Genomic DNA, 20,859 nt, shown 5'->3' with positions numbered 1-20,859 from the left:
CCTGGCGTCACAGCGGCACGTACTTCAAGCCGTACCGGGACAGCTGGAAGGCCATTTCCGACAGGTCCGGCAGGCGTCGCTTGTCCAGCCATGGCCAGCTGGCGCGTTCGATATAGATGAACTCACCGTCCCTTGCGATGGGCGTGTAGTGCAGCGCCAGGTCCTTGCTGCGGTGCACCAGGGTCATCTTGCCGTCGATGTCCTTGAAGCCGAACGCCCCCGGTTTGGCCAGCCGGCTTTCCAGCGTGCCCGAGGCCGAGGGCGGCTGGGCAATCGGTACCTGCAGGCGCAGGTCGCCCTGCACGCGGGTTTCGCGGATACCGTCGTCCACTGCGTAAAGCCCCGGGTCGCGGCCCACGCTTGCGCTGCTGCCGATTTCGATGTCCTCGACGCGCACACCGATCACACCTTGCAGTTCGCTGACCCCGGGCACGCTCTCGAAGGTGTTGGCGTGGGTGTTGCCCATCAGTGCAACCCATTTGCCGGCGCCATGGGCAGCCTGGTCGGCAGCGATCACGCGGTGGGCGAAGAAGTTCATCATCTTCTGGCGAATCGCGGGTGGTCGGGGGCCCATCCATGCCTGGCGGTAACTGGCCATGCAATCGATGGCCTGTATCCGGATGCCCTGTTTCTGCGCGCTCCTGAGCACCTGCATGAAGGTGTAGCGCTGGGCGGGGTCGGTGTGCCAGCCGCGGTCCAGATCGGTCACGTAGGTCTTGAGTGCCTGGGGCATCTGCCCTGTCTGGTTGAACAGGTCCAGGTCGGCCTGCTGGAAGTCGGTCATCAGGTGCTCCATGTACAGCACCCGCACCTTCTGCTGCTTGAGCAGGGCCATGTTCTCGATCAGAAACTGCTTGCTGCCCAGTTGTGAATGGGCTTCGCCGACCACCAGGCCCTCGCTGTTTTCGTACACGCTGCGAATGATCTGCCTGGCGCTGGCATCGGCAGCCAATGTTGGCAGCGGTGGCCGCTGCGGCAGGCTTGCGGTGCTGAAAAACGCTTCGGCGTCGTCGACCAGCAGGTCGCGCAAGGTGCGAAATTGCGCGTAGGCCTGTTCGCGGGCGGGGTTGTTGGGGGAGAACGTGCGCCCGCTCAGGTTCGACTCCTCGCCACCGTTGGAGGCCTTGAGCAATTCGGGCTGCAGCGCCTTGTCGACTTCATAGGGGGTGGGCACGCGTTCCGGGCCGGGCGCGGGTACCTGGGCCTGGCCCCAGAGCTTGAGGCGAAAGCGTGGCGCCCCGCCTTTCAGACCCTGCTCCAGCGGTTGCCATACGCCTTCGTCGTTCAGGCCAATGGGCACGTTGCGGTAGAACGAGTAGGGGTTTTGCGGGTCGACCACCGCCCATGAACGCAGCTCGCCGATGTAGCGCACGTGATAGGGGAACCCGTCTATCTGGGCATAGAAGCCATCGTCCAGGGTGTAGATACCCTGGAATTTGCCGCTGCCGGTGGCGTGCCCGTCCAGCAGCACGTTGGTTTCGAACGGGGCCAGCAGTTGCGAGCGCTCGGCCGGTATCAGCGGCGCAGGTGCCCACTCGGCGAGTTCCGCCGGGGTGGCCATTGGCGTGTGTTCGGGCTCGACGGGTGCAGTCTGCGTGCCCGCGTCCAGGCTGGGTTCGATCTCGGCGATTTCACCGGTGACGGCCGGGCCTGCGAGCAGGGTGGCATTGAACAGCGTGTTGATGGCCGCCAGCACGGCGCCGATCACGCCGGCCTTGCGTTGGGCAGTGGTGTGCCCGTTGACCGCCTGATCGATGTTCAGGCCGGTTTCGGCCAGCCCGGCGCCCACGGCAGCCAGCGCTACCGGCCAGTCGACCGCGGCCATGGCACTGGCGAACGTGCCGAAGGCCTTGAGGTAGCCGATCCACAGTTGCTTGCGCAGGTCGGCGTTGGAGCGCAGCGAGAAGTGCGCATCGTCGATCATGCGCTGACGCGCTGCATCGCGCAGGTGGGTGAACCCATCGCCATGCACGGTCGTGTTCGACTGGTTGAGTGCGTCGTGACCGTTGCCGCCCCAGTTGTTGAACAGCACGTCGATCAGGTGCTCGAGCCCCACCGCGCTGGCTTTTTCGCCGCGGTCCGCAAGGGCGAAGTGGGTCATGAAACGTGCGCGGTTCTGCGCCGCATTGGTGTTGTGCAGCACCCACCAGTACAGCTCGCTGTGGTTGGCGAACAGGTGCAGGGCGTCGACCTCGCCCGGGATGTAGAGCAACTGGTAACCGTCGTCGAGTTCCACCCGCAGGATATCGGTGGCCACATGGCCGCCGATGTCGAAGGTGCACAGGCGCACCCCCGCTACCGGCCTGGCCTGTTGTTGCAACTGGCTCAGCGAGGGCGGCCAGCTGGCGTCACCGGCCAGGGCAGTGGCCACCCGCCGCAAGCGTGCCAGGCGGGCGGGGTCGGTCTGGTGCGCGCAGGTTTCGAGCACCTTGCTCAGGAAGTTGGCCTTGGCCAGGGTGCGGAAGTTGTCCGAATGACGGGCCCAGAAGCGGGTCAGGTCCTGGTGGAAGGCGCTGCAGAAGTCGACCTTCCACAGCTCGTCGAGTACCTCGCGCGGGGCCATCGGCACTTCATCGCGCTCATCGAACAGGCCTGTGCCCGGCCCGCGGCTGTAGAAGCCGGTGCGGTAGCCGAGCAGGTCGGCGTTGTCCTGGTCGTTGACATCGAAACGCTGCATCACCAGTTGCGGCAGTGTCAGCGATTCGCTGGGCGGGCCGAGGTGTTCCCAGCCGCTGAAGGTGCGCGGGCTGCTATGCGCGGTGTTGAACCGGTGCAGGTACACCGCGTCCGGGTCCAGCGTGCTGCGGGTGTGTTTCTTCAGGATATGGCTGGCGATTTCGCGGGCCATCTGGCGCATGTCGGGGCAATGCTTGACCAGTTGTCGGGCCAGGTTCTGCAGCTGTTCGTGGTCGTGGGTCTGTTGGGCGGTCAGGGGCATGGCGATACTTCCGTGTCAGGGGCGAGGGGCCAGCTTGGCCGGGGGCGGCGAGCAGCGTGCGGTAAGTAAGTAGTGCGGGCCGCCCAGCCAGCCCGGGCCGTCCAGGCAGCAAGCAAAGCTGGGCGGCGCCGTTACAGTGGCACGAAGGTCAGCCCGTTGGATGTCACCAGGGTCGACAGTTGCGCCAGGCTTGGCATGCGGCGCTTGTCCACGCGTGGCCAGCTCGCCCGATCGATGTAGTAGAACGTGCCGTCTCGTTGGATGGGGGTGTAGTGCAGCGTCAGGTCCTTGCTGCGGTGGATCATCTGCAAGGTCCCCTCCACCTGGGTGAAACTGAAGGAGCCGACAGCGCGCAGCTTTTCTTCCAGGGTGCGTGCCACGCCGTGTGCGGGAGCAATGGGCACCTGCAGCAGCAGGTCGCATTTGACCGCCGCCAGGTTGGCCGGCTGGTCGGGTTGGATACCGGGGTCCACGCCGAATCGCACAGACAGCCCGCACTCGATGTCTTCGATGCGCAGGCCGATGGCGCCCTGCAGCTCGGCAAGCCCTGGCACGCCGTCAAACGTATTGGTGTGGGTGTTGCCCACGAAGGCGATCCACCTGCTGGGGTGCAGGGCCTGGTCTGCTGCAATGACCCGATGGGCAAAGAAGTTCATCATCTGTTGGCGGATCGGGCCCGGCGGGGTGGCCAGCCAGGCCTGACGATAGCTGGCCATGCAGTCGATGGCCTGGAGGCGGACCTGGTTGGCCTGTGCGGTGAGCATCACCTGCTGGAAGGTATAGCGTCCGCTGCTGTCGGTGGCCTGGCTTCGGTCCAGTTCGGCCACATAGTCGCGCAGGTGCTGGCTCATGTTGCCTGTGCGGTTGAACGCATCGAGGTCGGCCTGGTGAAAGTCCGTCAGCAGATGCTCCAGGTACAGCACCTTGACCTTCTGCTTGCGCAGTTGCGCCATGTTGTCGATCAGAAAGCGTTTGCTGCCCAGGTGTGCGTGGCATTCGCCGATCACCACGCCGTCGCAGCGGGAGTAGCAACCACGCAGGATCTGCTTGGGCGCCGGGTTGCTTTCGAACAGCGGCAGTTGCGGGCGTGGCGGCAGCTCCACCGTGCTCAGGTACTCCCTGGCGTCGTTCAGCAGCTTGCTGCGCAGTGTGCGAAACAGGTCGCAGGCTTGTTCCAGGTGTGGCTGATTGGCCCGGTAGGTAATGCCACTGAGCTGTTCGTCATCCACCGAACGCAGCTGTGCCTGCTGGCGTGGGAGCAACTCGTAGGGCGTGGGGATACGTTCGGCAGGGGGTGGCGCGTAGTCGCTGCGACCCCACAGTTTCAGGCGAAAGCGCGGTGTACCCCCCAGAAGGCGGCCCTGTGCGACGGGCTCCCACTGCTGTTGCGCATTGAGCCGGATGGGCACGTTGCGGTAGAACGAAAAGGGCGCGTTCGGGTCGATCACCACCCAGCTCTTGAGCTCGCCCACGTACCGCACCTGGTAGGCGAAATCGCCGATCGCTACATAGAAACCGTCGGCCAGCGAGTAGATGCCCTGCATCTTGCCGACCCCGGGTTTCTCGCCGTCGAGCAGGGCATTGGTCTCGAAGGTGGCCAGGCGCTGGGAAGCCGGTGTCGGTCGCAGGGGGGCGGGTACCTGGGCGTCAATATCCTCGGCAGTGGCAAGGGGTTCGTCCTCGGCCTCCACATAGGGCTCGGCGACGGCGGGCACCTCGCCGTCGACCCGTATCACTTCACCGGTCTCCTCGCCGAGCAGCGTCGCGTTGAACAGCGTGTCGATGCAGGCCAGTACGGCGCCGATGACGCCCGCCTGGCGTTCGGCAGTGGTGTGGCCGTTGATCGCCTCGTCGATGGACAGGCCGGTCTCGCCAAGCCCTGCGCCCACGGCAGCCAGTGCAACCGGCCAGTCGAAGGCGGCCATTGCCCCGGCGAACCGGGTAAAGGCGTGCAGGTCCGCCACCCACATCTGTTTGCGCAGGTCGGCGTTGGAGCGCAGGGCGAAGTGCGCGTCGTCGCTCATGCGCTGTCGCGCCGCATCGCGCAGGTAGCTGAATGCATCCTGGTCGACCGGCTTGTTCAGCAGGTTGATGGCATCGTGTGCGCTGCCGGCCCAGTTGGAGAACAGCAGGTCGATCAGATGCTCGAGCCCGACCACGGCGGGGTTTTCGGCATGGCTGGACAACGCGAAGTGGGCCATCAGGCGCGCGCGGTTATCTGCGGCATTGGTGTTCTGCAGCACCCACCAGTAAAGCTGCGCAGGGTTGGCAAACAGGTGCAGGGCCGTGACCTCGCCGGGCATGTACAGCACCTGGTAGCCATCGGGCAGCACGGCACGCAGCATGTCGCTGGCGACGTAGCCGCCGATGTCGAAGGCATGCAGGCGCACCCCCTGGTCGGGAACATGCGTTTGCTGCAGTTGTTCGAGGGTGGGCGGCCAGTCGGTGACGCCGGCCAGTGCCCGGGCCAGCAGGCGGTAGCGTTTGCGCTGTTCGGGCAGGTCTGCGTGTTCGCAGGCTTCCACCACCTTGCTCAGGAAGTTGGCCTTGGCCATGCTGCGAAACGCCTCTGCACTGTCGGCCCAGAACGCCTGCATCTTCTGTTTGAAGACCGAGCTGAAGTCGATCTGCCAGAAGTAGCGCAGCACATCGGCCGGTGCCATGGGGACTTCGTTGCGTTCGTCGAACACCCCGGCATGCGCGCCTTCGCGGTAGAAGCCGGTGCGGTAGCCGAGCAGGTCGGCGTTGTCCTGGTCGTTGGCGTCGAAGCGCTGCATCACCAGTTGCGGCAACGTCAGCGACTGGTAGGGCAGCTCACGGTGCTCCCAGCCGCTGAAGCTTCTGGGGTTGGACTGGGCCGCCTTGAAACGGTGCAGGTACACGGTGTCCGGATCGAGGCTGCTGCGGGCGAACTTCTTCAGGGCGTCGACGGCCACCTCACGGGCCATCTGGCGCATGTCCGGGCAGTTGACGACGAGCTGGCGCGCAATGTCCTGAAGCTGCGCGCGTTGTGGGTTGGGGGGCTGGGGCATGGCGATCCTTCCTTGGTCTGGGCCATGGCAGGATGGGCTGGCTCTAGCGGGCAGGTGCGGTAGATAGTGCTGCGCGGGTGGGTGCGGCATCGTGTGCCGCTGCCGGGGCAACTCTTCACTTAAAGTTTCGCAAATGCAGGTGTATCGTATTCGCCCTTACCGCCAGCCCGGTCATGGCTGGCAGGCTGTTTTCGCGATACGAGGTGCCTGTTCCGATGTCCTTTACCCGTCGACAAATGCTCAAGGGGCTGACTGGCCTGGTGGTGGTTGGCCTGGGCGCCGGGGGCGCCGCACGTTACTGGATGGGCAAGGTCGAGGACGAGCAGGCCGGGCATGACTATGAACTGATCGCCGCGCCGCTGGACGTCGAGCTGGTGGCCGGGCACACCACCCAGGCCTGGGCGTTCGGCCCGTCCGCGCCGGGCACCGAGCTACGGGTGCGCCAGGGGCAGTGGCTGCGGGTGCGGTTCATCAACCACCTGCCGGTGGCCACCACCATCCACTGGCACGGTATCCGCCTGCCGCTGGAAATGGACGGCGTGCCCTACGTGTCGCAGCTGCCGGTGCTGCCGGGCGAGTACTTCGACTACAAGTTCCGCGTGCCGGATGCCGGCAGCTTCTGGTACCACCCCCACGTCAACAGCAGCGAAGAGCTGGGCCGCGGCCTGGTCGGCCCGCTGATCGTGGAGGAGCGCGAGCCCACCGGTTTCAAGCACGAGCGCACGCTGAGCCTGAAGAACTGGCACGTGGACGAGCAGGGCAACTTCGTCGAGTTCAGCGTGCCGCGCGAAGCGGCCCGTGGCGGCACCGCAGGGCGCCTGATCACCATCAACGGGGAGCCCGACGCGGTGGTGGAAATGCCCGCCGGGCAGATCGTGCGGGTGCGCCTGCTGAACCTGGACAACACCCTGACCTACCGCATCAACCTCAAGGGCGACTTCGAGGCGCGTATCTATGCGCTGGATGGCAACCCGATCACCCCGCGCCCATTGGGCAAGGACTACTGGCTGGGCCCCGGCATGCGCATCTGCCTGGCCATCCGCATGCCGGCAGCCGGTGAGGAGCTGTCGCTGCGCGACGGCTCGGTGCGCCTGGGCACCCTGCGTTCGGTGGCCAGCAGCGAGGCACCGGGCGACTGGCCACCGGCGCTGCCGGCCAACCCCATCGCCGAGCCGGACCTGGCCAACGCCGAGAAGATCAACTTCAATTTCGAGTGGGTAGGCTCGGTGTCGGTCAATACCGAGAACGGCAAGCCGCCAAGCCTGTGGCAGATCAACGGGCAGGCCTGGGACATCACCGACAAGACCTGTTCCGACCGGCCGATCGCCACCTTGAAGAAGGGCAAGAGCTACATCTTCGAGCTCAAGAACATGACCCAGTACCAGCACCCGATCCACCTGCACGGCATGAGTTTCAAGGTGCTCAGCTCCAATCGCCACAAGATCCCGGAGCAGTACTTCACCGACACCTACCTGCTGGGCAAGAACGAGCGGGCGCAGGTGGCGCTGGTGGCGGATAACCCCGGCACCTGGATGTTCCATTGCCACGTGATCGATCACATGGAAACCGGCCTGATGGCCGCCATCGAGGTGGCGTGATGCGTCAGCCGCAGATCATCGACCGCAGCCGCGACCAGCACTTCATGCGCCTGGCGCTGGAGCTGGCGGCGCAGGGGGCTGCATTGGGCGAGGTGCCGGTGGGCGCGGTGCTGGTGCAGCACGGCGAGGTGATCGGGCAGGGCTTCAACTGCCCGATCAGCGGCAGCGACCCCAGCGCGCACGCCGAAATGGTGGCCATTCGCGCGGCGGCGCAGGCGGCCAGCAACTACCGGCTGCCGGGCAGCACGCTGTATGTGACGCTGGAGCCGTGCAGCATGTGCGCCGGGCTGATCGTGCATTCGCGGGTCAACCGCGTGGTGTTCGGGGCCCTGGAGCCCAAGGCAGGGATCGTGCAGAGCCAGGGGCAATTCTTTACCCAGGGGTTTCTGAACCACCGGGTGCTGTTCGAGGGCGGGGTGCTGGCCGAGGAGTGCGGGGCGATTCTGACCGAGTTCTTCAGGGCTCGGCGGGCCAAGGCCTGATAACCGTGGTGTGACCATCGCGGGTCAAGCCCGCTCCCCCGTTGTTGCGGGAGCGGGCTTGGCCCGCGATACAGGCGCTGCAAACTAGAGCGGCGGCGAAGCGTCGGCCGGCTTGGTCTTGTTGACCCCCGGCACATGCAGGTTGCCTTCGGCCACCTGGCTGCCCTCCAGCTGCGGCTGGGTCACCCAGGTCAGGATGTCGTAGTAGCGCCGGATGTTGGCCACGAAATGCACCGGCTCGCCGCCACGGGCATAGCCGTAGCGGGTCTTGCTGTACCACTGCTTCTGCGACAGGCGCGGCAGCATCTTCTTCACGTCCAGCCACTTGTTCGGGTTCAGCCCCTCGCGCTTGGCCAGCTTGCGTGCATCGTCCAGGTGGCCGCTGCCCACGTTGTAGGCGGCCAGGGCAAACCAGGTGCGGTCCGGCTCCTCGATGTCGTCATCGAGCTCCTTCTTCACATGCATGAAATACTTGGCCCCGCCCTCGATGCTCTGGCGCGGGTCGAGCCGGTTGGACACGCCCATGGCCTGGGCGGTGCGCTGAGTCAGCATCATCAGCCCGCGCACGCCGGTCTTGGAGGTGACCTCGGCCTGCCACATCGACTCCTGGTAACCGATCGCCGCCAGCAGGCGCCAGTCCACCTGTTCCTTCTTGGCCGAGGTCTTGAAGTGGTTCTCGTAGCGCGGCAGGCGCTGCTGCAGGTGCTGGGCGAAGGTGTAGGCGCCGACATAGCCGAGCACGTCCACGTGGCCGTAGTAGCGGTCCTTGAGCCGTTGCAGGGTGCCGTTCTTGTGCACCTTGTCGATGAATTCGTTGATTTCGTTGAGCAGGCTGTTGTCTTCGCCGGCCGCCACCGCCCAGCGCTGGTCGCGCCCGTCGCCCAGGTCGAAGGCGACCCGCACGTTGGGGAAGTACACCTGGTTCATCGCCACTTCGTTGGAGTCGACCAGGGTCAGGTCGATCTGGCCCTCGTCGACCATGCGCAGCAGGTCGACCACCTCGACCTGGTCGGACTCTTCATATTGCAGGGCCGGGTACTGTTTTTTCAGCTCTGCCAGCTGTTCGGCATGGCTGCTGCCCTTGAGTACCAGAATGCGCTTGCCGACCAGGTCGCCGGCGTCGGTGGGGCGGGGCTTGCCGTTGCGGTAGATGATCTGCGGGGTGACTTCGAGATACGGGTGGGAAAAACGTACCTGCTGCTTGCGCTGCTCGCTGCTTACCAGGCCCGCTGCCGCCAGCACCGGGCCGTTCGGCTGGCCGAGCTGGTTGAACAGGTCGTCGAGGTTGTCGGCGGTCTCGATCTGCAGCTTCACGCCCAGGTCGTCGGCAAAGCGCTGGACCAGCTCGTACTCGAAGCCGGTTTCGCCGTTGCGGTCCTGGAAGTAGGTGGCCGGGCTGTTGCGGGTGATCACGCGCAGCACGCCGTCCTCCTTGACACGCTCCAGGGTGCTGGGTTTTTCAACACAGGCACCGAGCATCAGGAAGAGTCCGGTTGCGATGAGCCATTTGGCACAACGCTGGCGCAAAGCAGTCTGGGCAAACATAGGGTGCAGTATACGCAAAGGACCTGCCGCGCCATATCTCGACAACATCCGGCTTGTCTGCTAGCACAGCCCGATAAAACCGCGTCGGGACGGGTTTTTGTCATCTCGTGAAGCACTCTTGTCGGCTTGCCGACATTCGGCCTGTCGCCGATGCAGCGTTTCGGGTGCCGTCGGCGGCGGTTTAGGCTAGAATGCACGGCCTCTAAGCACACCCCCTTCCTGAGGCTGTCCCGACGATGTTGATCCTGCGCGGCGCTCCTGCCCTTTCTGCCTTTCGCCACGGTAAATTACTCGAGCAACTGAGCCAGAAAGTCCCCGCTGTTAGTGGTTTGTACGCTGAATTCGCCCATTTCGCCGAGGTTGACGGCGAGCTGAGTGCCGACCAACAGCATGTGCTCGCGCGCCTGCTCAAGTACGGCCCGAGCGTGCCGGTACAGGAGCCCAGCGGTCGCCTGTTCCTGGTCATGCCGCGTTTCGGCACCATCTCGCCCTGGTCGAGCAAGGCCAGCGACATCGCCCACAACTGCGGCCTGGAGAACGTCAAGCGCCTGGAGCGCGGTACTGCCTTCTATGTCGGCGGTGAACTGAGCGAGGCCGATGTGGCCGCCGTCGCCGAGCTGCTGCACGACCGCATGACCCAGATCGTGCTGGGCAGGCTCGAAGAGGCCGCCGGCCTGTTCAGCCATGCCGAACCCAAGCCGCTGACCGCCGTCGACATCCTCGGCGGTGGCCGCGCCGCGCTGGAAAAAGCCAACGTCGAGCTGGGCCTGGCCCTGGCCGAAGACGAGATCGACTACCTGGTCACCAGCTTCCAGGGCCTCAAGCGCAACCCGCACGACATCGAACTGATGATGTTCGCCCAGGCCAACTCCGAGCACTGCCGCCACAAGATCTTCAACGCCAGTTGGGATATCGACGGCCAGAGCCAGGAAAAAAGCCTGTTCGGCATGATCAAGAACACGTACCAGATGCACAGCGAAGGCGTGCTGTCCGCTTACAAGGACAACGCCTCGGTGATCGTCGGTTCCACCGCCGGGCGCTTCTTCCCGAACCCTGAAACCCGCCAGTACGGCGCGGTGCAGGAGCCGGTGCACATCCTGATGAAGGTCGAGACCCACAACCACCCGACCGCCATCGCGCCGTTCCCGGGGGCCTCTACCGGTTCCGGCGGCGAGATCCGCGACGAAGGTGCCACCGGTCGCGGCGCCAAGCCCAAGGCCGGCCTGACCGGCTTCACCGTGTCCAACCTGCAGATCCCGGGCTTCGAACAGCCTTGGGAAAAGCCCTACGGCAAGCCGGAGCGCATCGTCACCGCGCTGGACATCATGATCGAAGGCCCGCTGGGCGGCGCGGCGTTCAACAATGAATTCGGGCGCCCGGCACTGACCGGTTACTTCCGTACCTTCGAGCAGTCGATCAACACCCCCCATGGCGAAGAAGTGCGCGGCTACCACAAGCCGATCATGCTCGCCGGCGGCATGGGCAACATCCGCGAAGGCCATGTGCAGAAGGGCGAGATCACCGTCGGCGCCAAGCTGATCGTGCTCGGCGGCCCGGCCATGCTGATCGGCCTGGGCGGCGGTGCTGCCTCGTCGATGGCCACCGGCGCCAGCTCTGCCGACCTCGATTTCGCCTCGGTACAGCGCGAAAACCCTGAAATGGAACGCCGCTGCCAGGAGGTCATCGACCGCTGCTGGCAGCTGGGCGATGCCAACCCCATCGCGTTCATCCATGACGTCGGCGCGGGCGGCCTGTCCAACGCCTTCCCCGAGCTGGTCAACGACGGCGGCCGTGGCGGTCGTTTCGAGCTGCGCAACGTGCCCAACGACGAGCCGGGCATGGCGCCGCTGGAAATCTGGAGCAACGAGTCCCAGGAACGCTACGTGCTGGCGGTCGACGCCAAGGACCTGGAGCGTTTCACCGCCATCTGCGAACGCGAGCGCTGCCCGTTCGCAGTGGTCGGCGAAGCCACTGCCGAACCGCAACTGACCGTCACCGACAGCCACTTCGGCAACAGCCCGGTGGACATGCCGCTGGAAGTGCTGCTGGGCAAGGCCCCGCGCATGCACCGTTCGGTCAGCCGCGAAGCCGAGCTGGGCGACGATTTCGACCCGAGCACCCTGGACCTCGCCGACTCGGTACAGCGCGTGCTGCGCCACCCGGCCGTGGCCAGCAAGAACTTCCTGATCACCATCGGTGACCGCACCATCACCGGCCTGGTCGCCCGCGACCAGATGGTCGGTCCATGGCAGGTCCCGGTGGCCGACGTGGCCGTCACCGCCACCAGCTTCGACGTGTACACCGGCGAAGCCATGGCCATGGGCGAGCGCACCCCGCTGGCCCTGCTCGACGCCCAGGCGTCCGGGCGCATGGCGATCGGCGAGACCCTGACCAACATGGCGGCCTCGCGCATCGGCAAGCTGTCCGACATCAAGCTGTCGGCCAACTGGATGTCGGCTGCCGGCCACCCCGGTGAAGACGCGCGCCTGTACGACGCGGTCAAGGCCGTGGGCATGGAACTGTGCCCCGAGCTGGGCCTGACCATTCCGGTGGGCAAGGACTCGATGTCCATGAAGACCCGCTGGGAAGATGAAGGTCGCGAGAAGACCGTGACCTCGCCGATGTCGCTGATCGTGACCGGCTTTGCCCCGGTTACCGACATCCGCAAGACCCTGACCCCGCAACTGCGCATGGACAAGGGCGAAACCGACCTGATCCTGATCGACCTGGGTCGCGGCCAGAACCGCATGGGCGCCTCGATCCTGGCCCAGACCCACGGCAAACTCGCCAGCCAGGCACCGGACGTCGACGACGCCGAAGACCTCAAGGCGTTCTTCGCGGTGATCCAGGGCCTGAACGCCGACGGTCACCTGCTGGCCTACCACGACCGCTCCGACGGCGGCCTGCTGGCCACTGCGCTGGAAATGGCCTTCGCCGGCCATTGCGGGCTGAACCTGGAACTGGACACCCTGACCGGCAAGCGCGAGAAAGTCGCGGCCATCCTCTTCAACGAAGAGCTGGGTGCGGTGATCCAGGTGCGCCAGGACGCCACCCCGGACGTGCTGGCCCAGTTCAGCGCCGCCGGCCTTGGCGAAGACTGCGTGGCGGTGATCGGCAAGCCGGTCAATTGTGCCGACGTGGCCATCAGCCTGAACGGCGAAGTGCTGTTCACCGGCGACCGCCGCCTGCTGCAGCGCCAGTGGGCCGAGACCAGCTACCAGATCCAGCGCCTGCGCGACAACGCCGACTGCGCCGACCAGGAGTTCGACGGCCTGCTCGAGGAAGACAACCCGGGCCTGAGCGTCAAGCTGGGCTTCGACGTCAACCACGACATCGCGGCGCCTTACATCAAGAAGGGTATTCGCCCACAGGTGGCGGTACTGCGCGAGCAGGGCGTCAACGGCCAGGTGGAAATGGCTGCGGCGTTCGACCGTGCCGGCTTCAACGCCATCGACGTGCACATGAGCGATATCCTCGCCGGTCGCGTCGACCTGAACGAGTTCAAGGGCATGGTTGCCTGCGGCGGCTTCTCCTACGGTGACGTGCTGGGTGCCGGTGAAGGCTGGGCCAAGTCGGCGCTGTTCAACAGCCGCGCCCGCGACGCCTTCCAGGGCTTCTTCGAGCGTAGCGACAGCTTCACCCTGGGTGTGTGCAACGGTTGCCAGATGATGTCCAACCTGCACGAGCTGATCCCGGGCAGCGAGTTCTGGCCGCACTTCGTGCGCAACCGCTCCGAGCAGTTCGAGGCGCGCGTGGCGATGGTCCAGGTGCAGGAGTCCAACTCGATCTTCCTGCAGGGCATGGCCGGTTCGCGCATGCCGATCGCCATCGCGCACGGTGAAGGGCATGCCGAGTTCGCCAGCGAAGAGGCATTGCTGGAAGCCGACCTGTCCGGTTGCGTGGCCCTGCGTTTCGTCGACAACCACGGCAAGGTCACCGAGACCTACCCGGCCAACCCGAACGGTTCGCCGCGCGGGATCACCGGCCTGACCAGCCGCGACGGGCGCGTCACCATCATGATGCCGCACCCTGAGCGGGTATTCCGTGCGGTGCAGAACTCGTGGCGCCCGGATGACTGGAACGAAGACGCCGCCTGGATGCGCATGTTCCGCAACGCGCGGGCCTGGGTGAACTGAGGGTGTTCAAACTCGCCTTCTTCGTGCCGCCCAGCCATGTGGAGCAGGTCAAGGCCGCAGTGTTCGCCGCCGGTGGCGGACGCATCGGCGCCTACGACAGCTGTGCGTGGCAGGTGCTTGGCCAGGGCCAGTTCCGTCCGTTGAGCGGCAGCCAGCCGTTCATCGGGCAGAGCGGGGTGGTCGAGCAGGTCGAGGAGTGGCGGGTCGAGCTGGTGGTGGACGATGCGCTGGTGGGGCCGGTAGTCGCGGCCCTGAAGGCGAGCCACCCCTACGAGACCCCGGCCTACGAGGTCTGGCAGCTCGCTGATTTCTGATTGGCAGGTCTGCCTCTTCGCCGGCAAGGCCGGCTCCTACAGGGTTCATGTGCGACGCAACACCCTGTAGGCGCCGGCCTTGCCGGTGAAGAGGTCCGATCAGGCAACCTCCATCGTCTGTTCCTGCTTGCGCTGCACCCCCGCACACGCCAGCAACCCCACTTCAAACAGTATCCACATCGGCACCGCCAGCAAGGTCTGTGAAAACACGTCCGGCGGGGTCAGCAGCATGCCCACCACAAAGCATCCGACGATCACGTAAGGCCGGCTCTTGCGCAGTGTCGCCACATCCGTCACCCCCGCCCACACCACGATGAAGGTGGCCACCGGTATCTCGAACGCCAGCCCGAACGCCAGAAACAGCGCCAGGATGAAGTCCAGGTACAGGCTGATGTCGGTCATCATCGACACCCCGGCCGGGGTCACGCTGGCGAAAAAACCGAACATCATCGGAAACACCACGAAGAACGCGAAGGCCATGCCGGCATAGAACAGCACGATGCTCGATACCAGCAATGGCAAGGCGATACGCCGTTCCTTGCGGTACATCCCCGGTGCCACGAACCCCCACACCTGGTGCAGCAGCACCGGCATGGCGACGAACAGCGCAGCCATCAGGGTCAGCTTGAAGGGCGCCAGGAACGGCGACGTCACGCTGGTCGCGATCATGCTCGCGCCTTCGGGCAGGTAACGGCGCAAGGGTTCGGATACGGCGGTATAGAGGGTCTGGGCGAACGGGAACAAACCCAGGAACACCAGCGTGACGGCCAGCAGGCAGCGCACCAGGCGCCGCCGCAGTTCGGTCAGGTGGGCAGTCAGGGGCATGCCCGCTTGGGTATCAGTCATGGGCAGGGTCCATTGGTCGAAGTCGGGGTCGGCTGCGCCTGCAGGTTCACGCCCTGGCGCAGTTCCTGTTCCAGACGCCGCAGTGGCTCGGCATCCAGCTCCTGGGTCAGTGCCTGGGTGTCGAGCTCACGCTCCACCTGTGCACGCAGCGCCCCCATGGCACGCCTGGCCTGGCCCACGCCACGCCCCACGGTGCGCATCGCCACCGGCAGGCGTTCGGGGCCCAGCACCAGCAGCGCCACCACGCCCACCAGCAGCAGCTCGGTAAAGCCGATCTCGAACATCAGCTGCGTTGTTCCGGTTGCCCCTGCTGTACCTGCTGCACCGGGGCAGGGGCGTCCGGGGTGTCGGCCTGCGGGCCGTTGCCCATGGATTTGCGAAAGCCCTGGATCGCCTCGCCCACGTCCGCGCCCAGGCCCTTGAGGCGCTTGGTGCCGAACAGCATGAACACGATCATCAACACGATAACCAGTTGCCAGATCCCGATACCGCCCATGTGAAGCACTCCAAGGTCATGAAAAAGAAGGGTTTATCCTGCCTGCGCTTTATGACGCAAAGGTGACGGGCAACGCCTTTGCCATGCGCCTGAAACATCCGCCGTGTTGACTGGCCGCTCTTTGGCAGAGGTAGCGTGACGATGGGTGGCAAGCGACAGCAGGGCGCGGCATTGCTGATGGTGCTGGTGGTGCTGGCGATGATCGCCGGTGGCCTGGCATGGCTGGTACAGGAGGGGCGCGCCCAGGTCGATGCGGTGCGCCTGGTGCAGCAGCGCGTGCAGGCGCGCGGGCTGGAGCGGGCCGGGCTGGCCTTTGCCGAGCAGGCCCTGCAAGACCCCAGTTGGCGTGCCAGCCCGCTGTTCTGGCAGGCGCTGCGTGGCCAGGCGCTGCCGTATGCGTTCGACGGCGGTTCGGCGACCCTGCGCATCCGCGACCTGCACACCTGTTTCAACGTCAACAGCCTGGTGGGCGAGGATGCCGAGCGTGCCGAACGCCAACTGCAGTACCTGCTGGGCGGCGACATGGCCGCCGCCCAGCTGGCCCAGGCCCTGGCCGACTGGATCGACAGCGATCACCAGGCGCGTCGCGAGGGCGCCGAGAACGATCATTACCTGCGCCAGTCGCCGCCGCGCCTGGCGGCCAACCAGCTGATGCTGGACATGAGCGAGTTGAACCTGCTGCTGGGCCCCGACCCGCAACGCCAGGCCCGTTACCCGCAGCTGTGTGCGTTGCCCGAAACCACGCACTGGCGGCTCAATGCGAATGCGCTGAGCCTTGAACAGTTGCCGTTGCTGGAGGCGCTGTATGAGGGAAAGATGAGCCGCTCACTGCTGAGCCGGGTGGTCACTGCACGCCCGGCCACCGGCTACCGGGATGCCGGCGCCTTGCGCCAGGCACTCGGTGCGCTGGACGATGCGACCTTCGAACGCTTGAGTGAGGGGTTGTTGCTCAACAGCGGGGACTTTCTGTTGCAGCTGGAGATCGAGCAGGACGCTCACGTGCTGCGCAGCCAGTACCAGGTACATGCCCGTGGCGTGGTGCAGTGGCATGCCCTGGTGCCGGTGCAGCAGGTGCGGGTAACCCGGCGCGAACCGCTGCCCTGGTAAGGGCAGCGGTGCCGGTCGGGTCTAGACGCCGATTTCACCGCCATCGTTGCGCTGGATCACCACTGTCGAGGCGCGTGGGCGCACGGTGGTGCCGGCGGGGGTGACGGAGGTTGCGACGTCGGTCGACGGCCAGTTCTCCGGGTGCTGGATGTTGACGAAGATCGACTTGTTGTCCGGCGTGAAGGCGATGCCAGTCACCTCGCAGCCGTTGGGGCCGACGAAGAAGCGGCGCAGGTCGACCTGGTTCTGGGCATTGATCGGCACCTGCTTGCCGCTGGCATCGACCAGGTCGGTGGGGATCACCGCCAGCATCTGGTCGTTGGTGTAGTCGGTCAGGGTCGATTCGCCGTTGTCGGTCTGGAACCACAGGATGCCGCGGCTATCGAAGCTCATCCCGTCGGGGCTGGCGAACTGGTTGAGTTCGGTCAGCCCCGAGCGGTTGATGTCGGCGCTGCCGGCGGCGTTGGCGCCGAACACGAAGATGTCCCAGGTAAAGGTCAGGTGGTCGTCGCTGTCGTGCCAGCGGATGATGTGGCCATGCTTGTTCGGCCCGCGCGGGTTGGCGTTGTCGACAGTGGCCGGGGTGCGCTTGCTGTTGTTGGTCAGGGTCAGGTACACGTCGCCGTTGAGCGGGTTGACCGTGGTCCACTCCGGACGGTCCATAGGCGTTGCGCCCAGGGCATCGGCGGCGCCACGGGTGTTGAGGATGATGCCCGGCAGGTCGGTGTACAGCGCGCCCAGGGTGGTGCCGGCCTTGGTGGTGGTGGCGACGTCCAGCAACAGCCAGTGGCCGCTGCCGTCGGCGTCGAAGCGCGCCACGTACAGTTTGCCGTCGTCCATGTACTTGGCACCGGTAGCCAGGCGGTTGCTCGGGTTGGCGTCGGCGGTGTCCCACAGGGCGGTGGAGACGAACTTGTAGAGGTACTCGTTGTTGGAGTCGTCGCCCATGTAGAACACCACCGGCTTGCCGGCTACCGGCAGCGCCGGGCAGCAGCCTTCATGGCGGAAACGCCCCAGGGCGGTGCGCTTGACCGCACGGGTGCTGGCGTCATAGGGGTCGATCTCGACGATGTAGCCGTAGGTGCTGGCTTCGTTGCGGTAGTCGTCGGTGGCCGTCGCGCCGGTGGGGTCAAGAATGAACCGGGTGAACTCGCCGTCCACTTCGCTGGCATCGCCGGCAGCACTTTCCCAGGCGTAGTTGCCCTTGCTGGTGCTCACCCCGATGCGGCGCTGATCGTCCGGCACGGCGCCGCTGGTGTTGACGAAAATTCCTGGCCAGTTCTCTTCGCAGGTGAGGTAGGTGCCCCACGGGGTGAAGCCATTGCCACAGTTGTTGTTGGTGCCGCGGGCTTGGGTACCGGTGTTGGAGAACACGGTCTTGACGTGGTCGCTGCCGCGCAGCGGGCCGGCCAGGTCCATCAGCGTGGCGGTGGTGAAGCGGCGGTTGAGCGGGTCGTTGTCGACCACTTGCCAGCGTCCGTTGACCTTGCTCAGGCGCACCACGCCGGCACCGTGGGCGTTGATTTCCTTGCGCACTTCCTCGGCCGGGCGCTTGCCGCTGCCGTCCACGGTCGGGCCGGCCGGGTGCAGGGCGTCGGCATCGATGTACTCGAAGTTGATCGCCAGCAGGCCGTCGTCGGAGCTGCCGTTGATGGGGAAGAAATGCATGCCGTCATGGTGCATGCCCATGGCGTTGGCCTGGTCGGCGGCAGTGTTGGTGCCGTCGCTTTTCCACGGGTTGCCCGCGCTGTTCAGCGGTGTACCCCAGGGTGCCAGCACGTAGGCGCTGTAGCCGTCGGCGACCACGCAGGCGTCGGTGCGCGAACCGGCGATGGAGTTGAAGCCCAGCTTGAGTTTCGGTTTCTCGGGTTCCACCGGAGGGGTCGGCTTGTGGCTCGAGCCCCCGCCGCTGTCGAAGCAGCCGCTCAGGCCTGTCCCTGCAATCATCGCGATCGCGGCACCGAGGCTGCCGCGCACCACGCTGCGGCGGCTCAGGTAGGCATCCAGGACAGTCGCCATTGGCAGGTTGCCACTGGTGTTGCGGTCCAGGTTGTCGCCGGTGTCTCGACTCATCTCTTCATATCCTTGTTGGGTGAAGTGGCTTCTACGGAAACCGGCACTGTAGAGAGCGAGTGTGATGATTGATTGGCAGTTTTGTGAACAGACCTTTAAGGAAATGAATCCTTACCATTTGATTTGGATGGGGTTTTGTACGCCCTGTCGAATAACTGCCATCAAACTGTAATCCCCTCGCCGCACTATCCGCTGCGACAGTTGATCAGCCCGAGGGCGATGGAGTAGATGGCGAGCATGTACAGACGCGATGTGTTGGGCTGGATGGGCGTTGGCGCAATGGCGCCGCTGCTGACCGCCTGTTCCAGCCTGGCCACACCGTCGACGGCAGAGGCCGGCACGGTGGAGCTGCTGTATTTCGCCGACACCCTGGATGCGCGCCAGCCCGGCATGCCCGTGGTGCCGGCGACGCGCCTGGGGCCGGTGAGCCACCTTGGCCAGGCACCGTGGATGAGCGGTATCAATGCCCGCCAGGGGCGTGCCGAGCTCAACCCGCTGCTCGACGCCAGCCTTGCCGAAGGCGTACAGACCGGCGGGTATGCGGTGTTGGGTGCCCTGCTCGAACAGCTGCGCGAGGCGGCGGGGCGGGGCAACTGCCTGACCCTGGAAAATGGCCAGGGCTGGAACGGCAGTGGCCTGGCCTACCTGACCCAGGGCGCCAGTGGCGTGCAGGGCAGCCGGATGCTGGGCAGCGAGGTACGCGTGAGCAGCGATGAGCGGGTGCTGTGGCCGCGCCAGTGCGCCGGCCTGTATCGCCAGTACGGTCAGGCCGTGCTTGGTGCGGGGCTGGCCCCCGAACGCGCCCAGGCCCTGGGCACGCCGGCCTTCACTGTGCTGCACCGCGGCGGCGTGCGGGTGGCGGTGGTCGGCATTACCGACCCGTACGCCCGCGACCAGAACGCATCCCTCAAACAGTGGTATCAGGCGCTGCTGCCGGCCTTCGAACAGGCACGCCAGGCGGCGGACCTGGTGATCGCCCTGGCGGACGTGGGCACCGGCCCCGGGCTGTGGCTGGCCGAGCGTCTGAGCGATGCCGACCTGCTGCTGTGCGCCCGTGGCCAGGACCTGTGGCCGCAGCCTGTCTCGGTACTGCAGGCCAGCGGCAAGCAGGTGCCGGTGCTGCTGGCCGGCAACCGTGCCAGCGGCGTGTTCGCGGTGAACTGCCTGCATCGCGACGGGCGCTGGCAGTTCACCGCGCAGTTTCATCCCGCTTTCGAGCACCGCCTCACGCCGGCTGCCCGAGCGCGGGTCGAGCCGTTGCGCGCGCAGTTGCAGCAACAGCGCGCCGGGCATGCCGCCTGGCTCGACCAACCCCTGGCGCAGGCACCGCAAAACCTGTGGCGACGCGATACCCGTGGCGGCAGCTGGGACAACCTGCTGCACCAGGCGCTGGCCGATGACAGCGGGGCACCGGTGCTGTTGCCGGGGCTGCGCTACGACAGCCCGCTGGCGGCCGGCCAGCCGATCACCCGCGAACACCTGATCAGCCTCACCGGCAGCTACCCGGCCCCGGTGGTGCAGGTGCCGGCACGCCAGGTACAGCAGGTGCTGGAAAACGCTGCCGAGCAACTGTTCGGCACGCCGCTGCTGCTCGACAACAGCCAGGATTTGCCGCGCTGGTTTAGCGCGCCCTGGCAGGTCAGCTACAGCCCGGGCGGCAAACGGGTCTCCGGGGTAGCCGTACAGGATGGCCAGTGCCGCACCTTCGGCCTGCAATTCGACAGCGACGCCGGCGAGCCACTGTGGCAGCGGGTGGAAGCATGGCTGGTGCAGCAGCCACCGGGCTGGCAATTGCCGCCGCTGGCCCTGCCGCAGGTGCGTTACGTCCAGGGCCACCCTGGCTGGCACCCGCGCGGGCTGGCCAGTTGATCAGCCCGGGCCGCGTGCTCGACGGCGTGCTGTTGAGCCTGGCCGGCTGGCTGGCTGCGCAGTGCGTGCTGCTGGCCGCCCGCGAGCCGCTGCCGGCGCCGGCCGCAGAGGCCCAACCGGCTGAGCTGCCCGGCCTGCTGGTCGGGCATTGGCAGGCGCCGCCGGCCAGTGACGCGCTGCCGCTCACGCGCTTGCCCGTGCATTACCTGGGCGGCCTCAAGGCCGTGCCCGCCAGCGCCACAGTGGTAGTGCTGCGCTACGAGCAGGCGGTGCGTACCTACGTTCGCGGCCAGCGCCTGGCACCGGGCATCGTGCTGCAGGACATCGATGACGATGGCCTGATTTTCGACAACCAGGGGCGGCGCGAGCGCTTGCCCTGGCCGCCACGGCCCGCCGTGACCGGCTTCAAGCGCCAAGGATGAA

At 66.1% G+C, this 20,859-nt stretch carries 14 protein-coding genes; 7 read left to right on the top strand and 7 right to left on the bottom strand.

The genetic code is table 11. From position 1 onward, the window contains the following. Nucleotides 1-7: 7 nt before the first annotated feature. Together NP552_RS05915 and NP552_RS05910 are read right to left on the bottom strand one after the other, a co-directional pair. Entirely contained in the window at nt 8-2,938 is a 2,931-nt protein-coding gene (locus tag NP552_RS05915; protein ID WP_274096550.1) for a membrane-targeted effector domain-containing toxin, read from the bottom strand. Between the two features lie 131 nt (nt 2,939-3,069). After that, on the bottom strand, nt 3,070-5,970 hold the full coding sequence (locus NP552_RS05910; protein WP_274096549.1) for a membrane-targeted effector domain-containing toxin: 2,901 nt from the start codon (nt 5,968-5,970) through the stop codon (nt 3,070-3,072). A gap of 215 nt (nt 5,971-6,185) precedes the next feature. Here NP552_RS05910 and NP552_RS05905 point away from each other — a divergent pair, with 215 nt between their 5' ends. Beyond that, nucleotides 6,186-7,568, top strand: a complete 1,383-nt coding sequence (locus tag NP552_RS05905) for a multicopper oxidase family protein (RefSeq protein ID WP_274096548.1) — start codon at nt 6,186-6,188, stop codon at nt 7,566-7,568. Beyond that, a complete protein-coding gene (tadA, locus tag NP552_RS05900; RefSeq protein ID WP_054915054.1) occupies nt 7,568-8,050 on the top strand; it encodes a tRNA adenosine(34) deaminase TadA in 483 nt (160 codons plus the stop codon). Before NP552_RS05905 ends, tadA begins: the two co-directional genes overlap by 1 nt. An 84-nt stretch (nt 8,051-8,134) precedes the next feature. On the opposite strand, the gene mltF is transcribed toward tadA, so the two are convergent. Then, nucleotides 8,135-9,595, bottom strand: a complete 1,461-nt coding sequence (gene mltF / locus NP552_RS05895; protein ID WP_043860640.1) for a membrane-bound lytic murein transglycosylase MltF — start codon at nt 9,593-9,595, stop codon at nt 8,135-8,137. Between the two features lie 236 nt (nt 9,596-9,831). Here mltF and purL point away from each other — a divergent pair, with 236 nt between their 5' ends. After that, a complete protein-coding gene (gene purL / locus NP552_RS05890) occupies nt 9,832-13,731 on the top strand; it encodes a phosphoribosylformylglycinamidine synthase (protein WP_043860639.1) in 3,900 nt (1,299 codons plus the stop codon). A gap of 2 nt (nt 13,732-13,733) precedes the next feature. Beyond that, entirely contained in the window at nt 13,734-14,045 is a 312-nt protein-coding gene (locus tag NP552_RS05885; RefSeq protein WP_054915053.1) for a Nif3-like dinuclear metal center hexameric protein, read from the top strand. Between the two features lie 99 nt (nt 14,046-14,144). Here the strand turns inward: NP552_RS05885 and tatC are convergent, their stop codons facing one another. Genes tatC through tatA form a run of 3 tightly spaced genes read right to left on the bottom strand, consistent with a single transcriptional unit; the run spans nt 14,145 to nt 15,387 of the window. Then, on the bottom strand, nt 14,145-14,891 hold the full coding sequence (tatC, locus tag NP552_RS05880; RefSeq protein ID WP_054915052.1) for a twin-arginine translocase subunit TatC: 747 nt from the start codon (nt 14,889-14,891) through the stop codon (nt 14,145-14,147). Next, complete coding sequence (gene tatB, locus NP552_RS05875; protein ID WP_078480098.1) at nt 14,888-15,175, bottom strand: Sec-independent protein translocase protein TatB; 288 nt, start codon at nt 15,173-15,175, stop codon at nt 14,888-14,890. Before tatB ends, tatC begins: the two co-directional genes overlap by 4 nt. Continuing rightward, nucleotides 15,175-15,387 carry a twin-arginine translocase TatA/TatE family subunit gene (gene tatA, locus NP552_RS05870; protein ID WP_043860635.1) on the bottom strand — a complete coding sequence of 71 codons (213 nt, stop codon included), beginning with the start codon at nt 15,385-15,387 and terminating at the stop codon, nt 15,175-15,177. Before tatA ends, tatB begins: the two co-directional genes overlap by 1 nt. Before the next feature lie 141 nt (nt 15,388-15,528). Between tatA and gspK the strand changes: the two genes are divergently transcribed. Beyond that, a complete protein-coding gene (gene gspK / locus NP552_RS05865; RefSeq protein ID WP_088514569.1) occupies nt 15,529-16,494 on the top strand; it encodes a type II secretion system minor pseudopilin GspK in 966 nt (321 codons plus the stop codon). A gap of 21 nt (nt 16,495-16,515) precedes the next feature. On the opposite strand, the gene NP552_RS05860 is transcribed toward gspK, so the two are convergent. Next, nucleotides 16,516-18,567, bottom strand: a complete 2,052-nt coding sequence (locus tag NP552_RS05860; RefSeq protein ID WP_043860633.1) for a PhoX family protein — start codon at nt 18,565-18,567, stop codon at nt 16,516-16,518. A 228-nt stretch (nt 18,568-18,795) separates the two neighbouring features. Here NP552_RS05860 and NP552_RS05855 point away from each other — a divergent pair, with 228 nt between their 5' ends. Together NP552_RS05855 and NP552_RS05850 are read left to right on the top strand one after the other, a co-directional pair. Further along, entirely contained in the window at nt 18,796-20,436 is a 1,641-nt protein-coding gene (locus NP552_RS05855; protein ID WP_058541456.1) for a hypothetical protein, read from the top strand. Beyond that, nucleotides 20,436-20,858, top strand: a complete 423-nt coding sequence (locus NP552_RS05850; protein ID WP_102063792.1) for a pilus assembly protein PilZ — start codon at nt 20,436-20,438, stop codon at nt 20,856-20,858. Before NP552_RS05855 ends, NP552_RS05850 begins: the two co-directional genes overlap by 1 nt. Nucleotide 20,859: the final 1 nt, after the last annotated feature.

Origin of the sequence: Pseudomonas sp. 8209 (assembly GCF_028682105.1) — a bacterium.
Classification (GTDB): domain Bacteria; phylum Pseudomonadota; class Gammaproteobacteria; order Pseudomonadales; family Pseudomonadaceae; genus Aquipseudomonas; species Aquipseudomonas palmensis.
This window is presented reverse-complemented; position numbering and strand designations above follow the sequence as displayed.